The organism is Chitinophaga ginsengisegetis (genome assembly GCF_900168065.1).
In the GTDB taxonomy this organism is placed as follows: Bacteria; Bacteroidota; Bacteroidia; order Chitinophagales; family Chitinophagaceae; genus Chitinophaga; species Chitinophaga ginsengisegetis.
Map to the genome: position 1 here is coordinate 591,504 of NZ_FUZZ01000004.1, position 19,751 is coordinate 611,254.

The 19,751-nt window shown below is 48.0% G+C and carries 13 protein-coding genes; 7 read left to right on the forward strand and 6 right to left on the reverse strand.

The window, feature by feature from the left end:
• Positions 1–2: 2 nt before the first annotated feature.
• Positions 3–3,134, reverse strand: coding sequence for a SusC/RagA family TonB-linked outer membrane protein (locus B5Z18_RS25095; RefSeq protein WP_079472271.1), 3,132 nt, complete (start codon positions 3,132–3,134; stop codon positions 3–5).
• Positions 3,135–3,403: 269 nt separating this feature from the next.
• On the opposite strand from B5Z18_RS25095, the gene B5Z18_RS25100 reads away from it, so the two are divergent.
• Together B5Z18_RS25100 and B5Z18_RS25105 are read left to right on the forward strand one after the other, a co-directional pair.
• Entirely contained in the window at positions 3,404–7,375 is a 3,972-nt protein-coding gene (locus tag B5Z18_RS25100) for a hybrid sensor histidine kinase/response regulator transcription factor (RefSeq protein ID WP_079472272.1), read from the forward strand.
• A gap of 77 nt (positions 7,376–7,452) precedes the next feature.
• Positions 7,453–10,341, forward strand: a complete 2,889-nt coding sequence (locus tag B5Z18_RS25105) for a polysaccharide lyase family 8 super-sandwich domain-containing protein (RefSeq protein ID WP_079472273.1) — start codon at positions 7,453–7,455, stop codon at positions 10,339–10,341.
• Between the two features lie 14 nt (positions 10,342–10,355).
• Here B5Z18_RS25105 and B5Z18_RS25110 read toward each other — a convergent pair whose 3' ends face one another.
• Together B5Z18_RS25110 and B5Z18_RS25115 are read right to left on the reverse strand one after the other, a co-directional pair.
• On the reverse strand, positions 10,356–11,288 hold the full coding sequence (locus tag B5Z18_RS25110) for a hypothetical protein (protein ID WP_079472274.1): 933 nt from the start codon (positions 11,286–11,288) through the stop codon (positions 10,356–10,358).
• Positions 11,289–11,394: 106 nt separating this feature from the next.
• Positions 11,395–11,727: a winged helix-turn-helix transcriptional regulator gene (locus B5Z18_RS25115; RefSeq protein WP_079472275.1), complete on the reverse strand. Its 333-nt coding sequence runs from the start codon at positions 11,725–11,727 to the stop codon at positions 11,395–11,397.
• A 107-nt stretch (positions 11,728–11,834) separates the two neighbouring features.
• Here B5Z18_RS25115 and B5Z18_RS25120 point away from each other — a divergent pair, with 107 nt between their 5' ends.
• The 3 genes from B5Z18_RS25120 to B5Z18_RS25130 all read left to right on the forward strand — a co-directional run bounded on the left by B5Z18_RS25120 (position 11,835) and on the right by B5Z18_RS25130 (position 14,159).
• Entirely contained in the window at positions 11,835–12,257 is a 423-nt protein-coding gene (locus B5Z18_RS25120) for a DUF6194 family protein (RefSeq protein ID WP_079472276.1), read from the forward strand.
• Positions 12,258–12,327: 70 nt separating this feature from the next.
• The gene (locus tag B5Z18_RS25125; protein WP_079472277.1) at positions 12,328–13,674 is read left to right on the forward strand and encodes an eCIS core domain-containing protein; all 1,347 of its coding nucleotides are present in this window, start codon (positions 12,328–12,330) and stop codon (positions 13,672–13,674) included.
• 11 nt (positions 13,675–13,685) lie between these two features.
• Positions 13,686–14,159 (forward strand): hypothetical protein, encoded by a 474-nt coding sequence (locus B5Z18_RS25130; RefSeq protein ID WP_235016014.1) that lies wholly within the window; start codon positions 13,686–13,688, stop codon positions 14,157–14,159.
• Positions 14,160–14,195: 36 nt separating this feature from the next.
• On the opposite strand, the gene B5Z18_RS25135 is transcribed toward B5Z18_RS25130, so the two are convergent.
• Positions 14,196–14,663 carry a hypothetical protein gene (locus B5Z18_RS25135; RefSeq protein ID WP_079472279.1) on the reverse strand — a complete coding sequence of 156 codons (468 nt, stop codon included), beginning with the start codon at positions 14,661–14,663 and terminating at the stop codon, positions 14,196–14,198.
• A 195-nt stretch (positions 14,664–14,858) separates the two neighbouring features.
• On the opposite strand from B5Z18_RS25135, the gene B5Z18_RS25140 reads away from it, so the two are divergent.
• Positions 14,859–15,425, forward strand: coding sequence for a DUF4256 domain-containing protein (locus B5Z18_RS25140; RefSeq protein ID WP_079472280.1), 567 nt, complete (start codon positions 14,859–14,861; stop codon positions 15,423–15,425).
• A 19-nt stretch (positions 15,426–15,444) separates the two neighbouring features.
• On the opposite strand, the gene B5Z18_RS25145 is transcribed toward B5Z18_RS25140, so the two are convergent.
• Positions 15,445–15,984 (reverse strand): prolyl-tRNA synthetase associated domain-containing protein, encoded by a 540-nt coding sequence (locus B5Z18_RS25145; protein ID WP_079472281.1) that lies wholly within the window; start codon positions 15,982–15,984, stop codon positions 15,445–15,447.
• Positions 15,985–16,376: 392 nt separating this feature from the next.
• On the reverse strand, positions 16,377–16,502 hold the full coding sequence (locus B5Z18_RS32955; protein ID WP_262488122.1) for a hypothetical protein: 126 nt from the start codon (positions 16,500–16,502) through the stop codon (positions 16,377–16,379).
• An 85-nt stretch (positions 16,503–16,587) separates the two neighbouring features.
• Between B5Z18_RS32955 and B5Z18_RS25150 the strand changes: the two genes are divergently transcribed.
• Positions 16,588–19,740: a SusC/RagA family TonB-linked outer membrane protein gene (locus B5Z18_RS25150; RefSeq protein WP_079472282.1), complete on the forward strand. Its 3,153-nt coding sequence runs from the start codon at positions 16,588–16,590 to the stop codon at positions 19,738–19,740.
• The last annotated feature ends 11 nt before the right edge of the window (positions 19,741–19,751 follow it).

Here is a 19,751-nt window from a genome sequence, read left to right on the forward strand (position 1 = left end):
TTTTAGAAGGTTACATTTAAACCGGTCACATAAGACAATGAGTGCGGGTAAACGGCATAGTCGAAGCCAGGGGTAAGGTTACCCGGCCGGCCGCTCACTTCAGGATCCATACCGGAGTACTTCGTCCATGTATAAATGTTCTGTGCAGCGCCATAGATGCGTACATTCTTTATCTTCGCACGTTTCAGCAGTTCGCCGGGTATATTATATCCCAGCGAAACCGTTCTCAGCTTCAGGTAAGAGCCGTCTTCAATTACGCGGGAAGAATACGCGGCATTACCCATACCGCCAGCGCGGAACATGGTGTTGCTTGGGTTGGTGGGCGTCCAGCGTTTGGCATAGCTGGCAAACTGGTTCAGGTTCGGATTGTTTACAATACCGCCTTCAAACACATACCGGTTCGCATTAATAATATCATTGCCATAAGACCATTGCAACAGTACGTTCAGATCAAAATTGCGGTAGCGGAAATCGTTGCTGAAACCGCCGGTATGTTTTGGTAACCCGCTGCCGATGATCGTGTAATCCTGGTTGTTCACCTGCAGGTCGCCGTTGAGGTCTTTATACTTAATATCCCCCGGACGGATAGCATTACGCGCCGCGCCATTGGTAGGCACATCCGGCTTCAGCAGGTAGGTGTTATTGGGCATCACATCGAAATCGGAATACTGGTACACGCCATCGAACACGAGGCCATACATCTCACCCAGCGGTCTTCCGATCACGGAGATATAAGGGAACAGACCCGAATAGGTAGTATTAAAAAAAGTACCGGAACCAGAGAGAATAGATTGTTGTCCTTCTGCCAGTGATTGTATTTTGTTACTATTAAAGCTGATGTTAAAACTGCTGTTCCAGCTGAACTGTTTGGTATCTGCAATTACTGCTGCAACTGTGAATTCCAGTCCTTTATTTTGCAGCTGGCCTACATTTTTGAAACCCTGCGCGCTTTCTACACCATGTACATAAGGCAGTGCGGCATTCAGCAGAAGATCCTTCGTGGTACGCAGATAGGCGTCTACAGTGAGTGTGAGCCTGTTTTTCAGGAAGGCCATATCCAAACCGATATTGGTTTGTTCGTTGGTTTCCCAGCGCAGGTCCGTGTTACCGGAAGATACCATCACCGACCCGATACCCAGCGGCGCATTTCCAACGGAATACCAGTATTGATTGCTGGTAAGCTGCAACTGGGGCAGGTAAGCAAAGTCCCCTACCCGGTTATTACCGGATGCGCCATAGCCCAGCCTGATCTTCGCGTCTGAAATGAATCTCACATTTTTCATAAACTCTTCGCTGCTGAAACGCCAGGCCGCAGAGGCGGAAGGAAAGTATCCCCATTTATTACCTGCGGCGAATTTGGAAGAACCATCTGCACGCAGGGAAGCAGAGAAAAGATATTTCGAATTGTAGTCGTAGTTCACGCGCACCGCGCCGGAGGCCATTGTCCAGCCGGAGCTGAGCGACAGCAGGGAGGTATTGGCCGGTGCTGCGAGATCAATTCCATCCAGACCGAGGTCTTCATTCGGGATTTGATTCGCCGAAAACCTGCGCTGTGAATTTTTATATCCCTGCGCTTCCAATACACCGAGCACAGTGAGGTTGTGTAATTTGTTCCAGCTTTTGCGGTAGGTCAGCGAGTTTTCCGAACGCCAGAGCGAAGTGGGTTTGGTTTCTATACTGCCATTCACGCCATTGGAATTCCACTTGCTGCCGGATTGCGTTTTGGAATTGTTGAAAATATCGATCTCCGTATTTACGGTGTTGATGCCACCGGCTATACGTAATGTCAGTCCGTTGGTGATAGCATATTCCGCGTATGCGTTGGCGAACAGGTTGTTCACCTTATTCATGGTGTACTGGTTCTGGATATTCTGTAACGGGTTCACACGGTAGTCCTGGTTATTGGCCAGTTCATTGCCCGGATCATAAAATTCATCCACGAGATTCACGGCGCTGTCGCGGCCATAAATACTGGTCGTAGGCCGGAAGCCCCATACGGAATATAACGTGGTGGCAGACGCATAAAAATTGGTTGCGGAAACCGGGATACCGTAAGTTTCATTGTAGGCATAGTTGGCATTGATGCCTACTTTCAATTTGCTGCTTACCGTTTGATCCAGTGAAAACCTGCCCTGGTAGCGTTTAAAACCACCATTGATGATGATTCCCTTTTGGTTATTAAAATTTCCGGAGACAGAGTACCTCGTTTTATCATTCCCTCCCCGTACGGCGATGTCGTGATTCTGGTTCTGACCAACGCGGTACACGAAGTCCTGCATATCTATGGCTTCCTTGTTACGGTAATCTTCCAGTTTAGCGCCACCGGCCAGGTACACGGAATCATAGATGGAAGGGTTTACATCTCCTACATACTGTACAAACTCATAAGCGTTCATTAACGGGATTTTGTTGGGCGCCTGCTGCCAGCCATAATACCCGTTATAGGTTACCTGCGGCGCGCCGGTCTTCCCTTTTTTTGTGGTAATGAGAATAACCCCGTTTGATCCGCGGGCGCCGTAAATGGCGGTGGCAGATGCATCTTTCAAAACATCGATTGACTCAATATCACCCGGACTGATCGCATTTGCGTTGGAACTTTCAGTAGGGAAACCATCGATCACGTAAAGCGGGGAGTTATCTTGTGTGATGGAACCCGCGCCGCGGATCACGATATTGGAAATGGAGCCCGGCTGACCGTCGTTGCTCGCTACCGCTACCCCTGCTACTCTTCCTGCGAGCGCTTCATCGAACGACTTTACCGGCGCCTTCGCAAAATCTTTCATGTTCACACTGCCCACTGCGCCGGTGAGGTCTTTACGTTGCTGGGTAGCATATCCCACTACCACCACATCGTTGAGCGTACCGGCCTGCTCACTCATCTGTACATTATATTCCGTTCTGTTATCTACCGGTTGTTCCACTTTACCAAAACCGATAAAAGAGAACACCAGTGTGGCGCCTGGCATGGCGGCAATAGTAAAACGGCCGTTCCCGTCTGTATGGGCTCCCGTTTTTTCATTCTTTACCATTACAGTCACCCCAATCAATGGCGTACCATCCTTGGCCTTTACTGTACCGGATACTGTTTTTTTCTGTTGTGCAAAAAGGAAAAGCGGAAAAAGTAAGATCCACATGACTCCCGTAAAAAAATAATGGAAGGTGAAGTTGCACCCTCCTCCCTTGCTGGCTGATTGGCATGTCTTTTTCATAAATTGCGGAATTGAGCAGAAATAACGGTTGATGCACAAATATGTGGTAACCCGTCCGGATCACAGGGGGACAATCGTAAATGATTGGGGTGAATTTTATAAATCCTCCTTCAACCTACTGATTATCAGAATAGTAAAAGAATGATTTTTATAAAAAACACCCATTTGCGGAAATACAATTCTTATATTAGAGCATGATTTCGAGGTGCTTCCCGTTCTTATGCCTGCTGATCCTCGCTGTTTTTACAAAAAGCAGCGGGCAGGATGTGACATTCAATCACCTTACGGTAGAAGATGGATTATCGCACAACGCTGTGCTGTCTGTTGTACAGGATGCCCAGGGGTTCATCTGGTATGGTACGCATTATGGCCTTAACCGCTACGATGGATACCGTTTCAAAATTTACCGCCAGCAGGCGGACGACAGCACCTCCCTTCCAGGCAATCAGATCATGAGTCTTTACCGCGACCGGAAAAATGTACTCTGGGTAGGTACGTCTGCAGGCCTGGCTAAGTATGATCCTGAACACGATCGCTTTCAGCGCATCGACCTTGATCCGGGGCGGCAAACAAACATCAATTGTATTTATGAAGATAGTAAAGGACGCCGCTGGGTAGGCGCCAACAACGGGCTTTATCTGCAGGATGGCAACCGGAAAGAATTTCTCATTCCCGGTAAAATTGCGGGGTATGTAGTGCGTTGTGTGTATGAAGACAAGCAAGGTAATATCTGGATCGGCACCAGCAACGGCCTTACAAAAATGAGCGGTCATGATTTCCAGACGTTCCGCCATGAAGATGGAAACCCTTCCAGTCTTGCTATGAACTTTATCACCGCCATCACTGAAGATGGACTGGGCAGATTATGGGTGGCCACACAAACCGGCGGTATCAGTATCTATGATCCGGCTACCGGCCGTTTTTCGTTGCTGGCCCAACCTGCCATCATTAATAATATAGTAAGAAGGATACTCCGCGATAAGGCCGGCAACATGTGGGTAGGCACCCAGGAAGGGCTCAGCATCATTGACCCGGTTAAGATGACCGGCCGGCACTACCAGCAGGACCCCGGCAACAACAATAGCCTCAGCCAGAATTCCATCCATAGTATGTACCAGGATAGCAACGGTATAATCTGGATGGGCACCTACTTTGGCGGCGTAAACATGGTGCATCCTTATGGTACCTCGTTTACCGCCTGGCAGCAACATCCCCCGCTCAATGGGATCAGCAACAATGTGATCAGCAGCATGCTGGAAGATACACAACACAATTACTGGATCGGTACAGAAGGCGGTGGCCTGAATTATTACAACCGCGCTACCCAACATTTTACCAGCTATAAACATGATGCAAATAATCCTGCCAGCCTCGGGTCCAACCTGGTTAAAGTAGTATATGAAGATAAAGACCACAACATCTGGGCGGCCACACATGGCGGCGGATTGAACCTGTTGCAGCACGGAGGGTTCAAACGCTTCTTCTACGATACCAAAGATCCCGGTACTTTTTCGAGAGAAGTAACCGCCCTATTGGAAGATAGCCGGAACCGGTTCTGGGTGGGCACCAACACCCTGCTGCACCTCCTCCACCGGAATGGCCATGAGCTGGAGAAACGGGCCGATTCCATTTTAACGGGTATTGCTACGCACCAGTCGATCCGCTATATTATTGAAGATTCACGCCACCGCATCCTCATCGGTTCCATCAGTAACCTGTATGTATTTGAAGCAGACACCATGCGGCTTATCCAACCAGGTTATGTGAACTCCATCCAGGAAGACTCACAGCACAACATCTGGGTGAGCATGTATTTTGGAGGGCTGATTAAATATGATCCGGAACTGAAAAAGCAAACCCGTTATACCCAAAAAGATGGTTTGCCGAACGATAATGTAATTGGCTTACTGGAAGATGATCAGCATCATTTATGGATCAGCACCTATAATGGCCTGGCACGTTTTGATCCTGCCCGCAACTCTTTCCAGACCTATACTGTAAGCGATGGTCTTGCAGGAAACGTATTTAATTACAACTCCTTTCTTCGGAACAGCCAGGGCGAATTTCTCTTCGGCGGATATAACGGCATCACCAGCTTCTTCCCCAACCAGATCATTACCAATTCGCATCCTTCCGTTATCCGGTTTACGGGCCTGCGGCTGTTCAACAAACCAGTAGGTATCGCGCAGGACAACGGGCTGCTGGAACAGGACATCAGCTATACCAAAGCACTACGTTTTCATCACGACCAGGAAGTATTCACGCTGGAATTTGCGCTGCTCAACTATGTAAAAAGCAGCAAAAACCGTTACGCGTACCGGCTAGAAGGCGCGGACCGCGACTGGATAGAAACCGATAACCCGGCAGTGACGTACACCAACCTCTCTTCCGGCCACTATACCTTTTGGGTGAAAGGCGCCAACAACGATGGCATCTGGAGTGAGCCGGCAAAGATGGAGATCACCATCCTGCCACCATTCTGGCGAACCTGGTGGGCGTATGGCGTTTACGCATTGGGGGTTATATTATTATTCTTCTTCGTGACCCGGTTCTTTTTCCTGTGGGCCTTGCTGCGTAAAGAAGAAGAACTGCACCAGGTGAAACTTAACTTCTTCACACATGTTTCCCATGAAATCCGTACCCACCTTACTTTCCTGCTGGTGCCGGTGGAAAAGATGATGGATATGCTGAAGAAAGATGATCCGCTGCAATCCACCCTGCTGCAGTTACGGAACAATGCCGACCGGCTGCTGAAGCTCGTGAACGAACTGATGGACTTCCGCAAGGCAGAAACCAATCACCTTAAACTGCATGTACAGGAACTGGACCTGATTCCATTCCTCGATCATATTTACACCAGCTTCCGCGAGCTTTCGCTCGACCGCAACATCAGCATGGTGTTCGGGCATGATATGGAACATGCCTGGGTTTATTTCGACCGGGAACAGCTGGAGAAAGTGTTCTTCAATTTACTCAGCAACGCCTTCAAGTTCACACCGGACGGAGGTCGCATCCAGTTGCACATTGCCCATTCCCGGCAAAATACGGTGATCACTGTCACGGACAACGGGCGCGGTATTGCACCTGAATATCTCGACAAACTGTTCACCAATTTCTTCCAGGTACAGGATCATGGTTTACAAAATACCGGCTACGGCATCGGGCTGGCGTTATCCAAAAATATTGTGGAGCAGCACAAAGGAACCCTCACCGTGGAAAGCGAACCTTCTACCCCGGAAAAAGAAGGACGTACCTGTTTTACGGTTTCCCTGCCTACCGGCTCCAAACATTTTGAAGGCACCCAGCACACTGTTGGCGGCATGCCTGCAATGCCCGCTGCACCGGTTAAAGCAACGTCCGCACCGGAAACCACGGATAGTATTATTCCCGCTACGCCACAACCTTTCACCATTCATATCGTGGAAGATAACCCGGAGCTGCGCACCCTCATCTGCCAGACTTTCCGGGAACAATACCTCGTACTGGAAAGCGTGAACGGGGCAGATGGATTGGCAACAGCCACCGCGCAAATCCCCGACATCGTGATCAGTGATGTGATGATGCCCGAAATGGATGGCCTGCAGCTTTGCCAGGCACTTAAAACAGATGAACGTACCAGTCATATTCCCGTAGTATTGCTTACCGCCAAAAGCTCGCAGGCCGATCATGTAAGTGGCCTTGAAACCGGGGCAGACCTCTATCTCACCAAACCTTTCAGTACCCGGGTACTGGCACTCAACGTCCGCAACCTGATCGCCTCCCGCGAAAAAATGCGCGAACGTTACAGCCGCCAGCTGCAAACGGAAACGATCATACCGGACGCTTTGCCCAGCAGCCTGGATAATGCCTTCCTCGAAAAAGTGATGGCGCTGGTGGAAGAACATATGGACAACCCCGACTTTGGCGTGGACATGCTGGCCCGTAAGGTAGCCATGAGCCAGCCGGTGCTTTATAAAAAGCTGAAGGCCGTTACCAATATGTCGGTAAACGACTTTGTAAAATCGCTGCGACTGAAAAAAGCGGCCTCCCTTATACGTACCCGTGAGCATACCATTTACCAGGTGGCGTACATGGTGGGGTACAACGACCGGAAATATTTCAGCCGGGAGTTTAAGAAACAGTTTGGCAAAACGCCTTCTGAGTTTGCCGAAGCCCCTGATTTGTGAAAATTCCCCCCATTTACTCGGAAAAATCACCCCACCTAACAGGCGGGGATCAGTAGATTTGTTGCAAATCCACTGTTATGAAAATCAGCATGCTGCTTATCCTGGGCTTCCTGTGCAATATGTCCCATGCATGGGGCCAAACGGCGTACACCACTATTATGGACCGTATCCGGGCGGAACTGCTTTCGCAGGCCAGCAACACTACCACGCTGGACAACAACGTAACCAGCACGCTGGCAACGTTGCAAAGCAACGGCTCGTGGCCGGATGTGAACTATGCCTACAGCGCCACCACCTATACGGCGGATGTACACATCAACCGGGTAAAAACCTTCGCACAGGCCTATACGAAATCCGCCAGTTCGTATTACCAGAGCGCCACGCTTTTCACCGCCATTGTAAACAGCCTTACTTACTGGAATACCGCCGATCCGCAAAGCTGGAACTGGTACCATAACCAGATCTCCAATCCGCAGCGCATCGGGGAAATCCTGATCCTGTTGGATACGGCGCAGCAAAGCCTGGGCACTCTCCGCAATGCACTGCTCACGCAGATGAACCGCGGCAACCCTTCCGGTCAAACCGGCGCCAACAAACTGGATGTGGCCACCCACTTCATGTACCGCTCCTGCCTCACGGCCAACGACTCCCTCATGCAGTACAGCGTGGACCAGGTATTTTATCCCCTCGTGCTTACCGCCAATGAAGGCATCCAGCATGACCTGTCGTACCATCAGCATGGTCCGCAATTGTATTTCTTTGGCTATGGCTCCGTATTCGTGGAAGGCGAAACCAAAGTGGCCTACTATCTCCGTGGCACGCCCTATGCCCTGTCGGGTTCCCGTTTAGCGGTGTTCAGCGACTTTGTGCGGAACGGTTTCCTCAAAGCCCTGCGGGCGCGCTATATCGATTATGGCACCAACGGCCGCAGCATCAGCCGGGAAAATCAATTAGGCGTTGGCGTTACCAGTCACCTGGAGAAACTCAAAGTGCTGGACACCGCGCATGTTACCGAATACAACGAAAACATAGCACGACTGAATGGTACACAGGCGCCGGGATACCTCCTGCCCTCCCTGCATAGCCATTTCTGGCGTTCGGACTATACCGTACATCACCGTACCGGCTATCTCTTTGGGGTGCATATGACTTCCACCCGCACGGCCAAACAGGAAAACGGCAACGGGGAAAACCTGAAAGGGTATTACCTGTCGGATGGCTCCACGCATATCGCCGCCAGCGGGAATGAATATTATAACATTCCTGCCGTGTGGGACTGGAGCAGGATCCCCGGCACTACCGTGCCCTACATCACTACCATTCCGCTGCGTACCGCCTGGGGCGTAAACTTTGGCACTACCGCTTTTGCCGGTGGCGTATCGGATTCCCTGTACGGCGTTTCCGCACTGCAGTTTTCCGATTACAATACGCAGGCCCGCAAAGCCTGGTTCTTTTTTGATAACGAAGTAGTGTGTTTGGGCGCCGGTATCAGCTCCACCGCCACGCAGCCCATTAACACCACTGTGAACCAGTGCCTGCTGAACGGCGCAGTATCTGCCAATGTAAGCGGCACGGTGAACACCATTGCCAATGGTACTTACAGCTACAACAACACGCTGAAATGGATCACGCATAATGGTATCAGCTATTACTTTCCGGCCGGAGGCCAGGTGCAGCTAAGCATGCAATCGCAGTCCGGTACCTGGAGAAGTATTAACAACGGCGGCAGTACCACTGTACAAAACATGAATGTGTTCCAGCTGTGGTTCAACCACGGCACTGCGCCCACCAATGGCACTTATGCGTATTATGTATTGCCGGGGCAAAATATGAGCACCTATGATACCACGGCAGTACGCATTGAGCAGAATAACGCGAACATGCAGGTAGTATATCACCGGGGATTAAATATCTGGCAGATGGTATTTTACCAGGCGGGCACCTTTCATAAAGATTCGCTGACCGTAACCGTCGACCGGCCATGTGCACTGATGCTGCGCAACGCTGGCACTTCCGATGTAACGGTATCCGTTGCGGACCCGGCGCAGTCTTCTGCTCCCGTTAACATTCAGCTGAACCTGCCGGGCATTCCGCAAACACGGCAACTGGTTGCCACGCTGCCCTCCGGTCCTTATGCAGGTTCCTCTGCCACGTATCATGTAAACAGCCAAACGCCTGTTTATGCCGCCTCTGTTATTACAGCTGTTGCGGATGCGTATGTAAGAGGGGGTTCTACTTATGGTGGAGTGAATTATGGCACAGAGTCGCTTGTACTGAAGCAGGATGCAACGGTGAGCTATACACGGGAAATATTCCTGCGGTTCAATGTGGGCGCATTGCCTGCGGGTACCAGCCAGGTAAAGCTGCGGATGTATGTGAACTATGCAAACACCAGCATTGCCACCGTGCCCTGGATTGCGCAATATGTGAGCAACGACAGCTGGACAGAAACCGGTATCACCTATAACAACATGCCGGCTGCCACCAGCGCAGTGGATACCATCATGGGGCGTACCGCAGGCAATTACGCTGAATGGGATGTAACGGATATTGCACTCGCGCAGCAGTTGGCCGATGGCATGCTTACTTTAAAACTCGTATCCGGACTGGCAGGCGCCACTACCGATGCCATTTTCACCTCCCGCGAGAGCAGCGACAGCACCCGGCGGCCGGTACTGGTTTGCAGCACCGGCAGCATGCTCCGTAAGATGATGCCCGCAACGGAGGAAAAAGCAGATGGTGTCAGCATTTATCCCAACCCGGCGGGTGCATTCATTTATGTAAACACTACTGAACGTTGGCTGAGAGCAGAATTACGTGACACCGCCGGTAAAGTGGTAAAAATGGAAAAGCTGGATGGCCGCCAGCAGTTTGATTTCCCGATGAATGATGTGCAGCCGGGGATGTATCTACTGGTACTAAAAGGAACGGGCAAACAGCTGGTAAAAAAGATCGTGAAGATGTAAGCCGGAATTTTATTTTACAACTGCGCAATTGCACTTTGTATGTACTGGCGCAGTTCATCATAGGTTTTTGCGGTGTTTACCTTATCCAGGAACTTTTGTACAATGCCCCCGGTTCTGGTATGGCCGTGTTGTTCCACAAAGGAAAGATATTCGGCCTCGTTCTCCGGGATCAGTGAACGAAGGTTTTGGTTGTTTTCAAAGGAGGGCGTATTGTCTTCCCCAAACAGGTAATCCTCGCAATAACCGTTATACAGATCCCTGGCCGCTTCCAAAAACCTGCTGTCGGGATAAGTTTCCAGGAACTTTTCCCAGTTGAGCGCCCGCTTTCCTACCAGGCTGAATGGGATTACCAATCCAGCATCAGCGCTGTATAGTACCGTATCTTCATCTGCCCGCAGTTGCAGGTATGCCCTGTAATCGGCGGGCAGGGAAGCTTTGAACAAATTTGTATAGAATGTGGGAACCGTACGAAGATCCGTATAGCCCTCACCTATTTCCCAGGGTTCGATGCCCGCGGTGGCCAGTAAATTAATGCGTTGTTGTACATGCGCAGGCGGTATAATGATACCCTTTGCTTCAGAGTAGTAGTTTACGTATTCATTCAGCCATGCCTGTTCGTTGGCGGTAATAGCTACCAGGGCGGTATCCACATAAAGCGCCAGGGAATCATAAAGCAAAGCGGCCGCTTCAGCCTTTATCGCCGGCAATTGTTTTTTGATGGCTTCCTTCCTGCTGATAATAGCGGAAATATATGTTTCTGTAGATGTAGATAAGGTGGGGGTATCAACCTGCCTGGGCGCGGGCGTCGTGGTATCTATACTAACCGCGCTATCAACGGGTTGCTTGCTTTGGGATTTTTTGCCATCGCCGTTACAGGCGGCCAGCATTATCAGGGGTATACAAAAAACAGGCATCCAGATGCGGCCGTTCCTAAACTTGTGCTTCATAGTGTAGTCGGAAATTAATTACGAAGATGCAAGATAATTATTGCTGTTCCATCAACAAATTTTAATTGAACAACACACCCGTAAAGAGACAAAAAGTAACCGGAAGCTAAACTACATTCTGCATCGCCCATGCTTGTATTTCCACCAGTACCGGTTTCAGTGATGTACCTTTTTCAGTTAGCGAATATTCTACCGTTGGCGGCATGGTTGCAAAGGCTTTCCGGCTGATGATCTTCCTGTTTTCAAGTTGTTTAAGTTCTTTTACCAGCATTCTTGTATTAATACCCACTACACTTCTTTCTAACTCCTTAAACCGCATTTTTCCTGCCATCAGGGTATTGATGATACTCATCGTCCACTTTCCTGAGATCAGGTCCATTGCTTCCTGGAAGGGACACGTCTGAGATTTCTTTATCTTTTTTTCATCTTTCAAAGCCATACTATACCTGTTACTTTACTTTATGTTACTACGTGCCAAAATGGTAACTACTTGTAAATGTAGTGTAACATAGTGAAATTTGCAATGCACAGGAAAACACGTTTATTATGTCGTTACAAGCCATCGAACAATACCTGACGGAACAATTACCCAACGTCACTAATCTTGATAGTTTTGGATACCGGTTCTTTTTCTATGGACCGGACCAGGTACTTCCGTTTGTAACCATAGCCTTATCAGATAACGAACACGACAACAAATCGAACCTGAGCCGTGAAGGCGTATTCCGCGTGAATATTGGTATATCAAAGGCTTCTTACAACCAGCTGTTTACGGCCACACAAAACGACTGGGATTACACGGCATTAAACCGTTTCATGCCGCATCCGGATTATGCCGCACAGCACTATATCTGTATCCTCAACCCGGAAGAAGACCTGTTACCCGGAACAATTAAATTTATTGAAGAAGCCTATCTGATCGCAAAAAACCGTTTCGACAAAAAGCAGTCTGCCAGGAAGGCTGGTTAAGCAGGTTACAGGAAATTACATTTAATGACTGGTTTTTGTTATCTTCATATTACCAGGAAAAAGTAACCTCATGATCACACATGCTGAAGACCCTCACAGCGGAAAACGCCAGGCTGCAACTACAGGTCATGTAACGCCGGCGGCCGTACATGTTGCGGACAATGGCCCCCGGGCGGTGCAACTACACCCCTATCAGCAACTGGCAAACAACAACGACAAAATAACGCAGCAGAAAGCCCTGCAAACACTAGCGGACAATCGCCCGCAGCCCGTACAGAGAAAAGAAAACAAAACCGGTATGCCGGACCATCTTAAAAATGGTATAGAGAATATATCCGGTCACAGTATGGATGATGTACGCGTGCATTACAACTCCGCCGAACCCGCACAACTGCAGGCCCTCGCCTATGCAAAGGGAACGAACATCCATATCGGACCGGGCCAGGAAAAACACCTGGCGCATGAAGCATGGCATGTGGTACAGCAAAAACAGGGACGGGTACAGGCCACCACACAATTAAAACAGGGCATCCCTGTTAACGACGACAAAGGACTTGAACAGGAGGCTGATGTAATGGGGCAGAAAGCACTGCAATTATACAGCGCTTCCCATGCGTTGCCGCTGACTGTTGCCACCCAGCTGAAACAGGACGTGGTACAGCGTATCAGCATCGATACCGGCAAGCTGAATGTAGTGGGTGAAGAACACGGTGAGTCACAAAAACGGCGGCAAACAGAAGTCGCCTACAGCAACCACCTGTTTGGCCAGAACGGCCTGTACTGGCAGGAAGCGGCGTTCAAACCCATTGAAATTCACCAAACACGCGGCGATGAAGCCGGCCTGCGATTGAAATTCTTCTATCATACATTTGCAGGCGGCATGGTGAAGGTAATACAAACCACCCACGACGGAGATATGCCTTTCCTGATGGCAGTACGCGGCATCTGGAAAACACTGAATACTGTAAAAAGCCTGTACCAGGAAGAAGTGGAAACGCTGAGCCACGAGGAAGGTCTTGCCCTGCATCAAATGATGACCAACCAGGTATGGACCGGCTTCCAGGCCAAAATGGATGGACTGGCCACTCCTCAAAATGCCGACAGCCTGCAATACCGGAAAGAGTTGGTGACGGATATGATAAATCTGAAAAAGTATTGGGAAACCAAGCCGGATATTTATGAACCCAGCAAAGCAGTGGTAACGAACGACCGCAATGACCACATGCATAACAGCGCTACCACAGCCGCCTTCCAGGGACGTAAAGGGATCTGGAAAGTGGGAGAAAACCACGTTATCGGTATCTCACAAATGTTTCCCGCCGGCAGGCAGTATAACCTGGTACACCGGGCAGATTTCAATAACGATATCAATGCGTATATCCAAAGTACCACCAGTGTATCTAAGGAGAAAAAATGAACGATCTATTTATGGAAAGACAATGGAATCAAACAGGCGAAGGTAAATTTGTGTTTTTAATGAATGGTGAAGAAATTGGAACCTATCAAAGAGGAGACGATTGGAAGAAAGAACCCACTACTTTCAATATTCTTCAAAATGAATATAATATTGAATACTCTTCCGGCCTTTTCAGTCGTGGTAACATCAAAATATTAAACGAATCAGGAGAGCCCGTCCTGAAGTTAAAGAGTATCCCCTTTTCATTGAACTTCAATTTTGAATATCAGAACCGGCAATTTAAACTTGTATTTAAGGATGCGCCACTTTGGCAATGGTCTATCATGGAAAAAGATAACCTGGTACTTTCTTATAAAACGGACCTGAGCAAAGGAACAACGGGATTGTCTATACAATCCCGGGAAGATGCAGACAGTGATTATCTGTTTGATTTCTTATTGGGACATTTGATTTTGGGGAAAGAGAAGAAGGATGTTATGGAGTGACTTAATTTTAAGAAAAGGTCCTGTCCGTGGCAGTTGTTAATAAATTGCAAGGATTTCTATTTCTTTTTTATTGAACAGAAAACGATCTCCTGTCTTTTTTGACAGTAATAATTTTGCCAGCGGCGTATAGGGAGACAGGAAAAATATAGTCTGTTCATCTATCAGTTGCCTGCCCAGTCCTGCTGCAATAAAAAAAGACTGTTCTGCGCATTGTACCAGGGCACCGGTTTGCGGGGTAGTATAAATGCTGTCTGTATTCACTTGTTGCAACCTCGCAAGCTCCTTTACATTTTCTGCCTGTTGCCGTGCATACATATCCTTCTCCAGGTGCCCCATTGCCCTTCCTGTTTCATACTTATCCCCCGCCGAACTTTTATCTTCATTGTTAGCGGCTTCCTGTGCGCTATCACCGGCCGATTTAGCCATTGCAATACGTTCAGATATTAACTGCAGTCCTGCCTGTTTTAACCTGGTTTTAAAGGCGATCTTCTCCTGGCTTGTCATAAAGGTTGATTACATGAAAATAAAAGTACGCATTTTACACCGGTTAACGGAAGGATGTTCTCCCGCAAAAATTACTGCAATCTGGCCTCATACAAAATATATCATGGGATACATGGCGCCGCCCCGAACCTTTTCAATGGAATAGCTTTATTACCTATTTTTGCAGAAACTTAGAAGTTCTAAACTATCAACCATATGAAAAACACTAGACGAAAGTTGTCTTCCGAACAATCCCGGGAACTCCTCAGCGTATTGAAAACCCGCTTTGAAAAAAACAAGAACCGTCACAAAGGGCTCGACTGGGCTAAGATACAGGCAAGGCTGGAAGCGAATCTGGGAAAACTGTGGTCGCTCGATGAAATGGAATTAACCGGTGGTGAACCGGATGTAGTAGGTTATGATAAAAGTAAGGATGAATACATTTTCTATGATTGTTCAGCAGAAACCCCTAAAGGCCGCAGAAGTATCTGTTACGACCATGAAGCCCTGGAGTCGAGGAAAGAACACAAACCGGAAAACAGCGCCGTTGAAATGGCTGCCGATATGGGTATTGAGCTTTTAACAGAAGTACAATACCGCGAGTTGCAGCAACTTGGCAACTTCGATACGAAAACTTCCAGCTGGATAGTAACGCCTCCGGCAATAAGGAAACTTGGTGGCGCACTCTTCTGTGATCGTCGTTATGATCATGTTTTCGTGTATCATAATGGAGCAGAATCTTATTATGCTGCCAGGGGGTTTCGTGGATCATTAAGGGTATAAGTGCTGCATTAAGAACCGCCTACAGCTGTACAAATTTGGGCGTATGCCCGGTAGAGGGGATAAACTCGTTTATCACCCATGCTGTACTAAGCTTGAGATAACTGGTGGTGGTGCCATCGCTGCACCCGTACCACTCTTCTGAGAGAATATCATTATCGATTACCAGCTGCACCTTCATTGTCCTGTCCAGCATCAGGCCAAACACCGTTGCGGCACCAATATCTGTTCCCAGTATTGAACGAAGTAACTCAACGGAGGCAAAGGACAAGCGGGAAATTCCCAACGCTGCGCCCAGATCTTTTGTTTTAAAAGGCTTTCCGGCAGTAGTAATTACCAGGTAGAAGTTTGTTTGCTGCCGGTTACAGAGAAAAAGTGTTTTTACCGTTTTCATGTTCAGTCGCTGGTCTATCCTGATACAATCTTCCATCGTAATAGCAGGATCGGTATCTACACGCTCATATCTTACTCCTCTTTCCCTGAACATTTCATAAACCATTTGTTGTAATGGTGTGTTGAACACCGGTGGTTCGGTTTGTTTTACGTCACTAACAAAATACATATCAATACTGATTTACTATCCCTTTTTTAAATGGTCAAAGATAACCGGTAGGCGTTAAAAAATACCTACCGGTGTTTGGAGCAGGATGGTACAGGATGATTAAAAAGAATTAGTTCTCTATTTTACTATCAGTTTCTTCGCAAAAAGTAATAGTAAATTAAACTTAACTCTATAGCAACCAAATATTATGTACTGCGCAAGATAACTGACTGAATTTCTTTCAGTTTTAGTGACAACTGCTTGTATCTGTGCTAAATCGATTTTCCGAGTATCAAATTTATAACAAAGCCAATAATCTTATGTAGTATCAACAGGTAACTAATCAGTATACGGTGAGTCGGCTGACTCACCGTGTGCAACTTCATCACTAATTAGAAGTGTAACCTTTAATCTCATTGCCGGCTCGACTGCCGGTAGCTTTCGTATTGCCTGAAATACAGGTAACGGGCTGCTGTAACGTTGAACCGGCCTGGAGAAAGAATGCCCCTGCACATAGCATCACCTAAATTCAACAGCATGGAATTATAGACCCAACTGCATTCCCGGATATGAAACAACACCTTGCCCATTCACTCATCTCAAACCAGTAAATAGCTTAACGCTATGAAGAATTCTACGTTTAGAAAAAAGCCATTTTTTCTTTCCCTATTCAGGCACGCACTATTTAACAAACGGTACTTCCTTGTACCTGCGCTGCTATTATCCTGCTCCCTGTCTTTAGCGCAACAGCGTATGATCGTTACCGGTGTCGTCGTTTCGGCAGACGATAACTCCCATATCCCTGGCGTAACCGTACAGATAATGGGCACCAGTAAAGGCACCACTACCAACGACAATGGTAAGTATTTCCTTGAAGCCAGTCCGGGCGACTCCCTGATTTTCCGCTACATCGGCTACGTGGAAAAGCGCGTAAAAGTAGGCACGCACCCTGCCATTAACATCGCTATGCAGTCGATATCCAGTCAGCTGAAAGATGTGGTGGTAGTGGCTTTTGGCACAAAGAAAAAAAGCGACATGGTAGGATCGGTTACTACCATTAAACCATCGGATCTCAAAGTACCATCCAGCAACCTCACCACGGCACTGGCCGGGCGCGCAGCCGGCGTAATCGCTTTTCAGCGGAGTGGTGAACCCGGCCTGGACAATGCACAGTTTTTTATCCGCGGGGTTACCACCTTCGGGTATAAAAAAGATCCTTTAATTCTGATTGACGGCGTTGAATTAACTACCACCGACCTCGCCCGGTTGCAGGTAGATGATATCTCCAGCTTTTCTATTCTGAAAGATGCCAGTGCCACCGCGCTGTATGGCTCCAGAGCCGCCAACGGCGTGATCATGGTAACCACCAAGCAAGGCGCTGTTGGTAAAGCCAAGTTAGCTTTCCGCGTAGAGAATTCAGTATCCGCCCCTACTAAAAATATTGAGCTGGCAGACCCGGTTACCTATATGAAACTGGCCAACGAAGCCGTGCTTACCCGCGATCCCCTGGGCGCACTTCCCTACAGCCAGGAGAAAATAGATAACACCGCAACAGGCCTCAACCCTACTGCTTACCCGGCCAACGACTGGAGGAAGCAGCTGTTTAAAGACTATACCACCAACCAGCGGTTAAACCTGAGCGTGAGCGGCGGCGGTGGCGTAGCCAGGTATTTTGTATCGGGCGCCTACAACCGGGATAACGGGTTAATGAAAGTAGATAAACGGAATAATTTCAATAACAACATCCGGCTGAGTAGTTATAGCCTGCGGTCTAACGTAAATGTCAATTTAACAAATACCACAGAAATGGTAGTCCGTTTAAGCGGCAGCTTCGACGACTACACCGGTCCGGTGGATGGCGGCGCCAGCATGTACCAAAAAGTGATGAAATCCAACCCCGTACTATTCCCGGCTTACTACCCCGCCGATGAAGAGCATAAATTTACAAAGCACATCATGTTTGGAAATTATGATGAAGGACAATACATCAATCCATACGCAGAAATGGTGAAGGGATACAAGGATTATTCCCGGTCCCTCATGCTGGCGCAAATTGAGCTGAAACAGAACCTGAAGTCCATTACACCTGGCCTGGCAGCCAGTGGAATGATTAATACCAACAGAACGTCCTATTTTGATGTGAGCCGTTTCTATAACCCGTTTTGGTACCAGATGGACGCGTATGATAAATTATCCGACAAATATTTTATCACCAATACCAATCCCAATGAAGGTACCGAGTACTTAGGTTATAACGAGGGAGAGAAAACCATCAGCACCTCCCTTTACCTGGAATCCAGATTGAATTACGACCGCTCATTTAATAAAAGCACCGTCAGCGGCATGATGGTGTTTATGTTACAAAACCGGTTAAATGCCAATGCGGGCGATCTCCAGCAATCGCTCCCGTTCAGGAATATAGGATTATCCGGCAGGGCCACGTACGACTATGATAAACGTTATTACACAGAAATAAATTTCGGTTATAACGGGTCGGAACGTTTTGATAAGAACAACCGGTTTGGTTTCTTCCCATCTTTTGGACTTGCATGGACAGTATCTAACGAAAAATTCTTCGAGCCTATCAAAGCAATATTCTCCAATGTGCGGCTGAGGGGAACTTACGGCATTATAGGGAATGATGCGATTGGCTCCCCGCAGGACCGCTTCTTCTATTTATCAAACGTAAACATGAACGACGGCAGCAGAAGCGCAGGCTTTGGGCGTGATCCCGGGAACGTATACCGGCTGAACGGTATTTCCCTCTCCCGTTATGCTAACCCCAATATCACCTGGGAAACTTCCAAACAAAAGAATATCGCACTGGAGCTGGGCTTGTTTAATAAATTAAATATAGTAGCAGAATACTTTTCCCAATACCGCGACCGGATCCTTATGACCCGCAGCATTCCGGAGGCGGCCGGTTTCGCTGTACCTATCAAAGCGAATGTGGGTATTGCCACAGCAGCAGGCGTAGATATATCGATGGATTACAAACAGTTTTTTAAAGACAATTTCTGGGTGTCGCTGATGGGTAACTTTACCTATGCCACCAGTAAATATAAAAACTATGAAGAACCAAAGTATGATGAATCCTATCGTTACCATACCGGTTATTCTCTTAACCAGGTGTTTGGTTATATCGCGGAAAAATTATTTGTAGATGATGCCGAAGCAGCTAATTCTCCCAAACAAAATTTTGGCAGGTATGGCGGTGGAGATATTAAGTACCTCGATGTAAACAGGGATGGCCAGATCACAGAAGCAGATAAAGTGGCCATCGGTAACCCTACTGTGCCGGAAATAGTGTATGGATTTGGCTTTTCGATGGGATATAAAAATTTAGACCTCTCTGCTTTCTTCCAGGGATTAGATAATGAATCATTCTGGATAGATCCGGAAGCCACCTCTCCTTTCGCCTCAGAAAATCAGTTGCTGAAAGCCTATGCCGATGATCACTGGTCGGAAGAGCGCCAGAATGTATATGCACTCTGGCCCAGGTTAAGTCCTGATGTAAACAGGAACAATGCACAAACCAGTACCTGGTTTATGCGCGACGGCGCATTTCTACGGTTAAAGCAGGTGGAACTAGGCTACACACTTCCTGCCAGGTGGCAGAAGAAACTACGCACTTCTACCTTCCGCATTTATGTGAATGCCACCAACCTGTTAAACTTCAGCAAGTTTAAATTATGGGATGTGGAAATGGGTGGAAATGGCCTGGGATACCCGGTTCAGCGGGTATTCAACCTGGGTCTTAACCTGAATTTCAATTAATAAGAAAACAA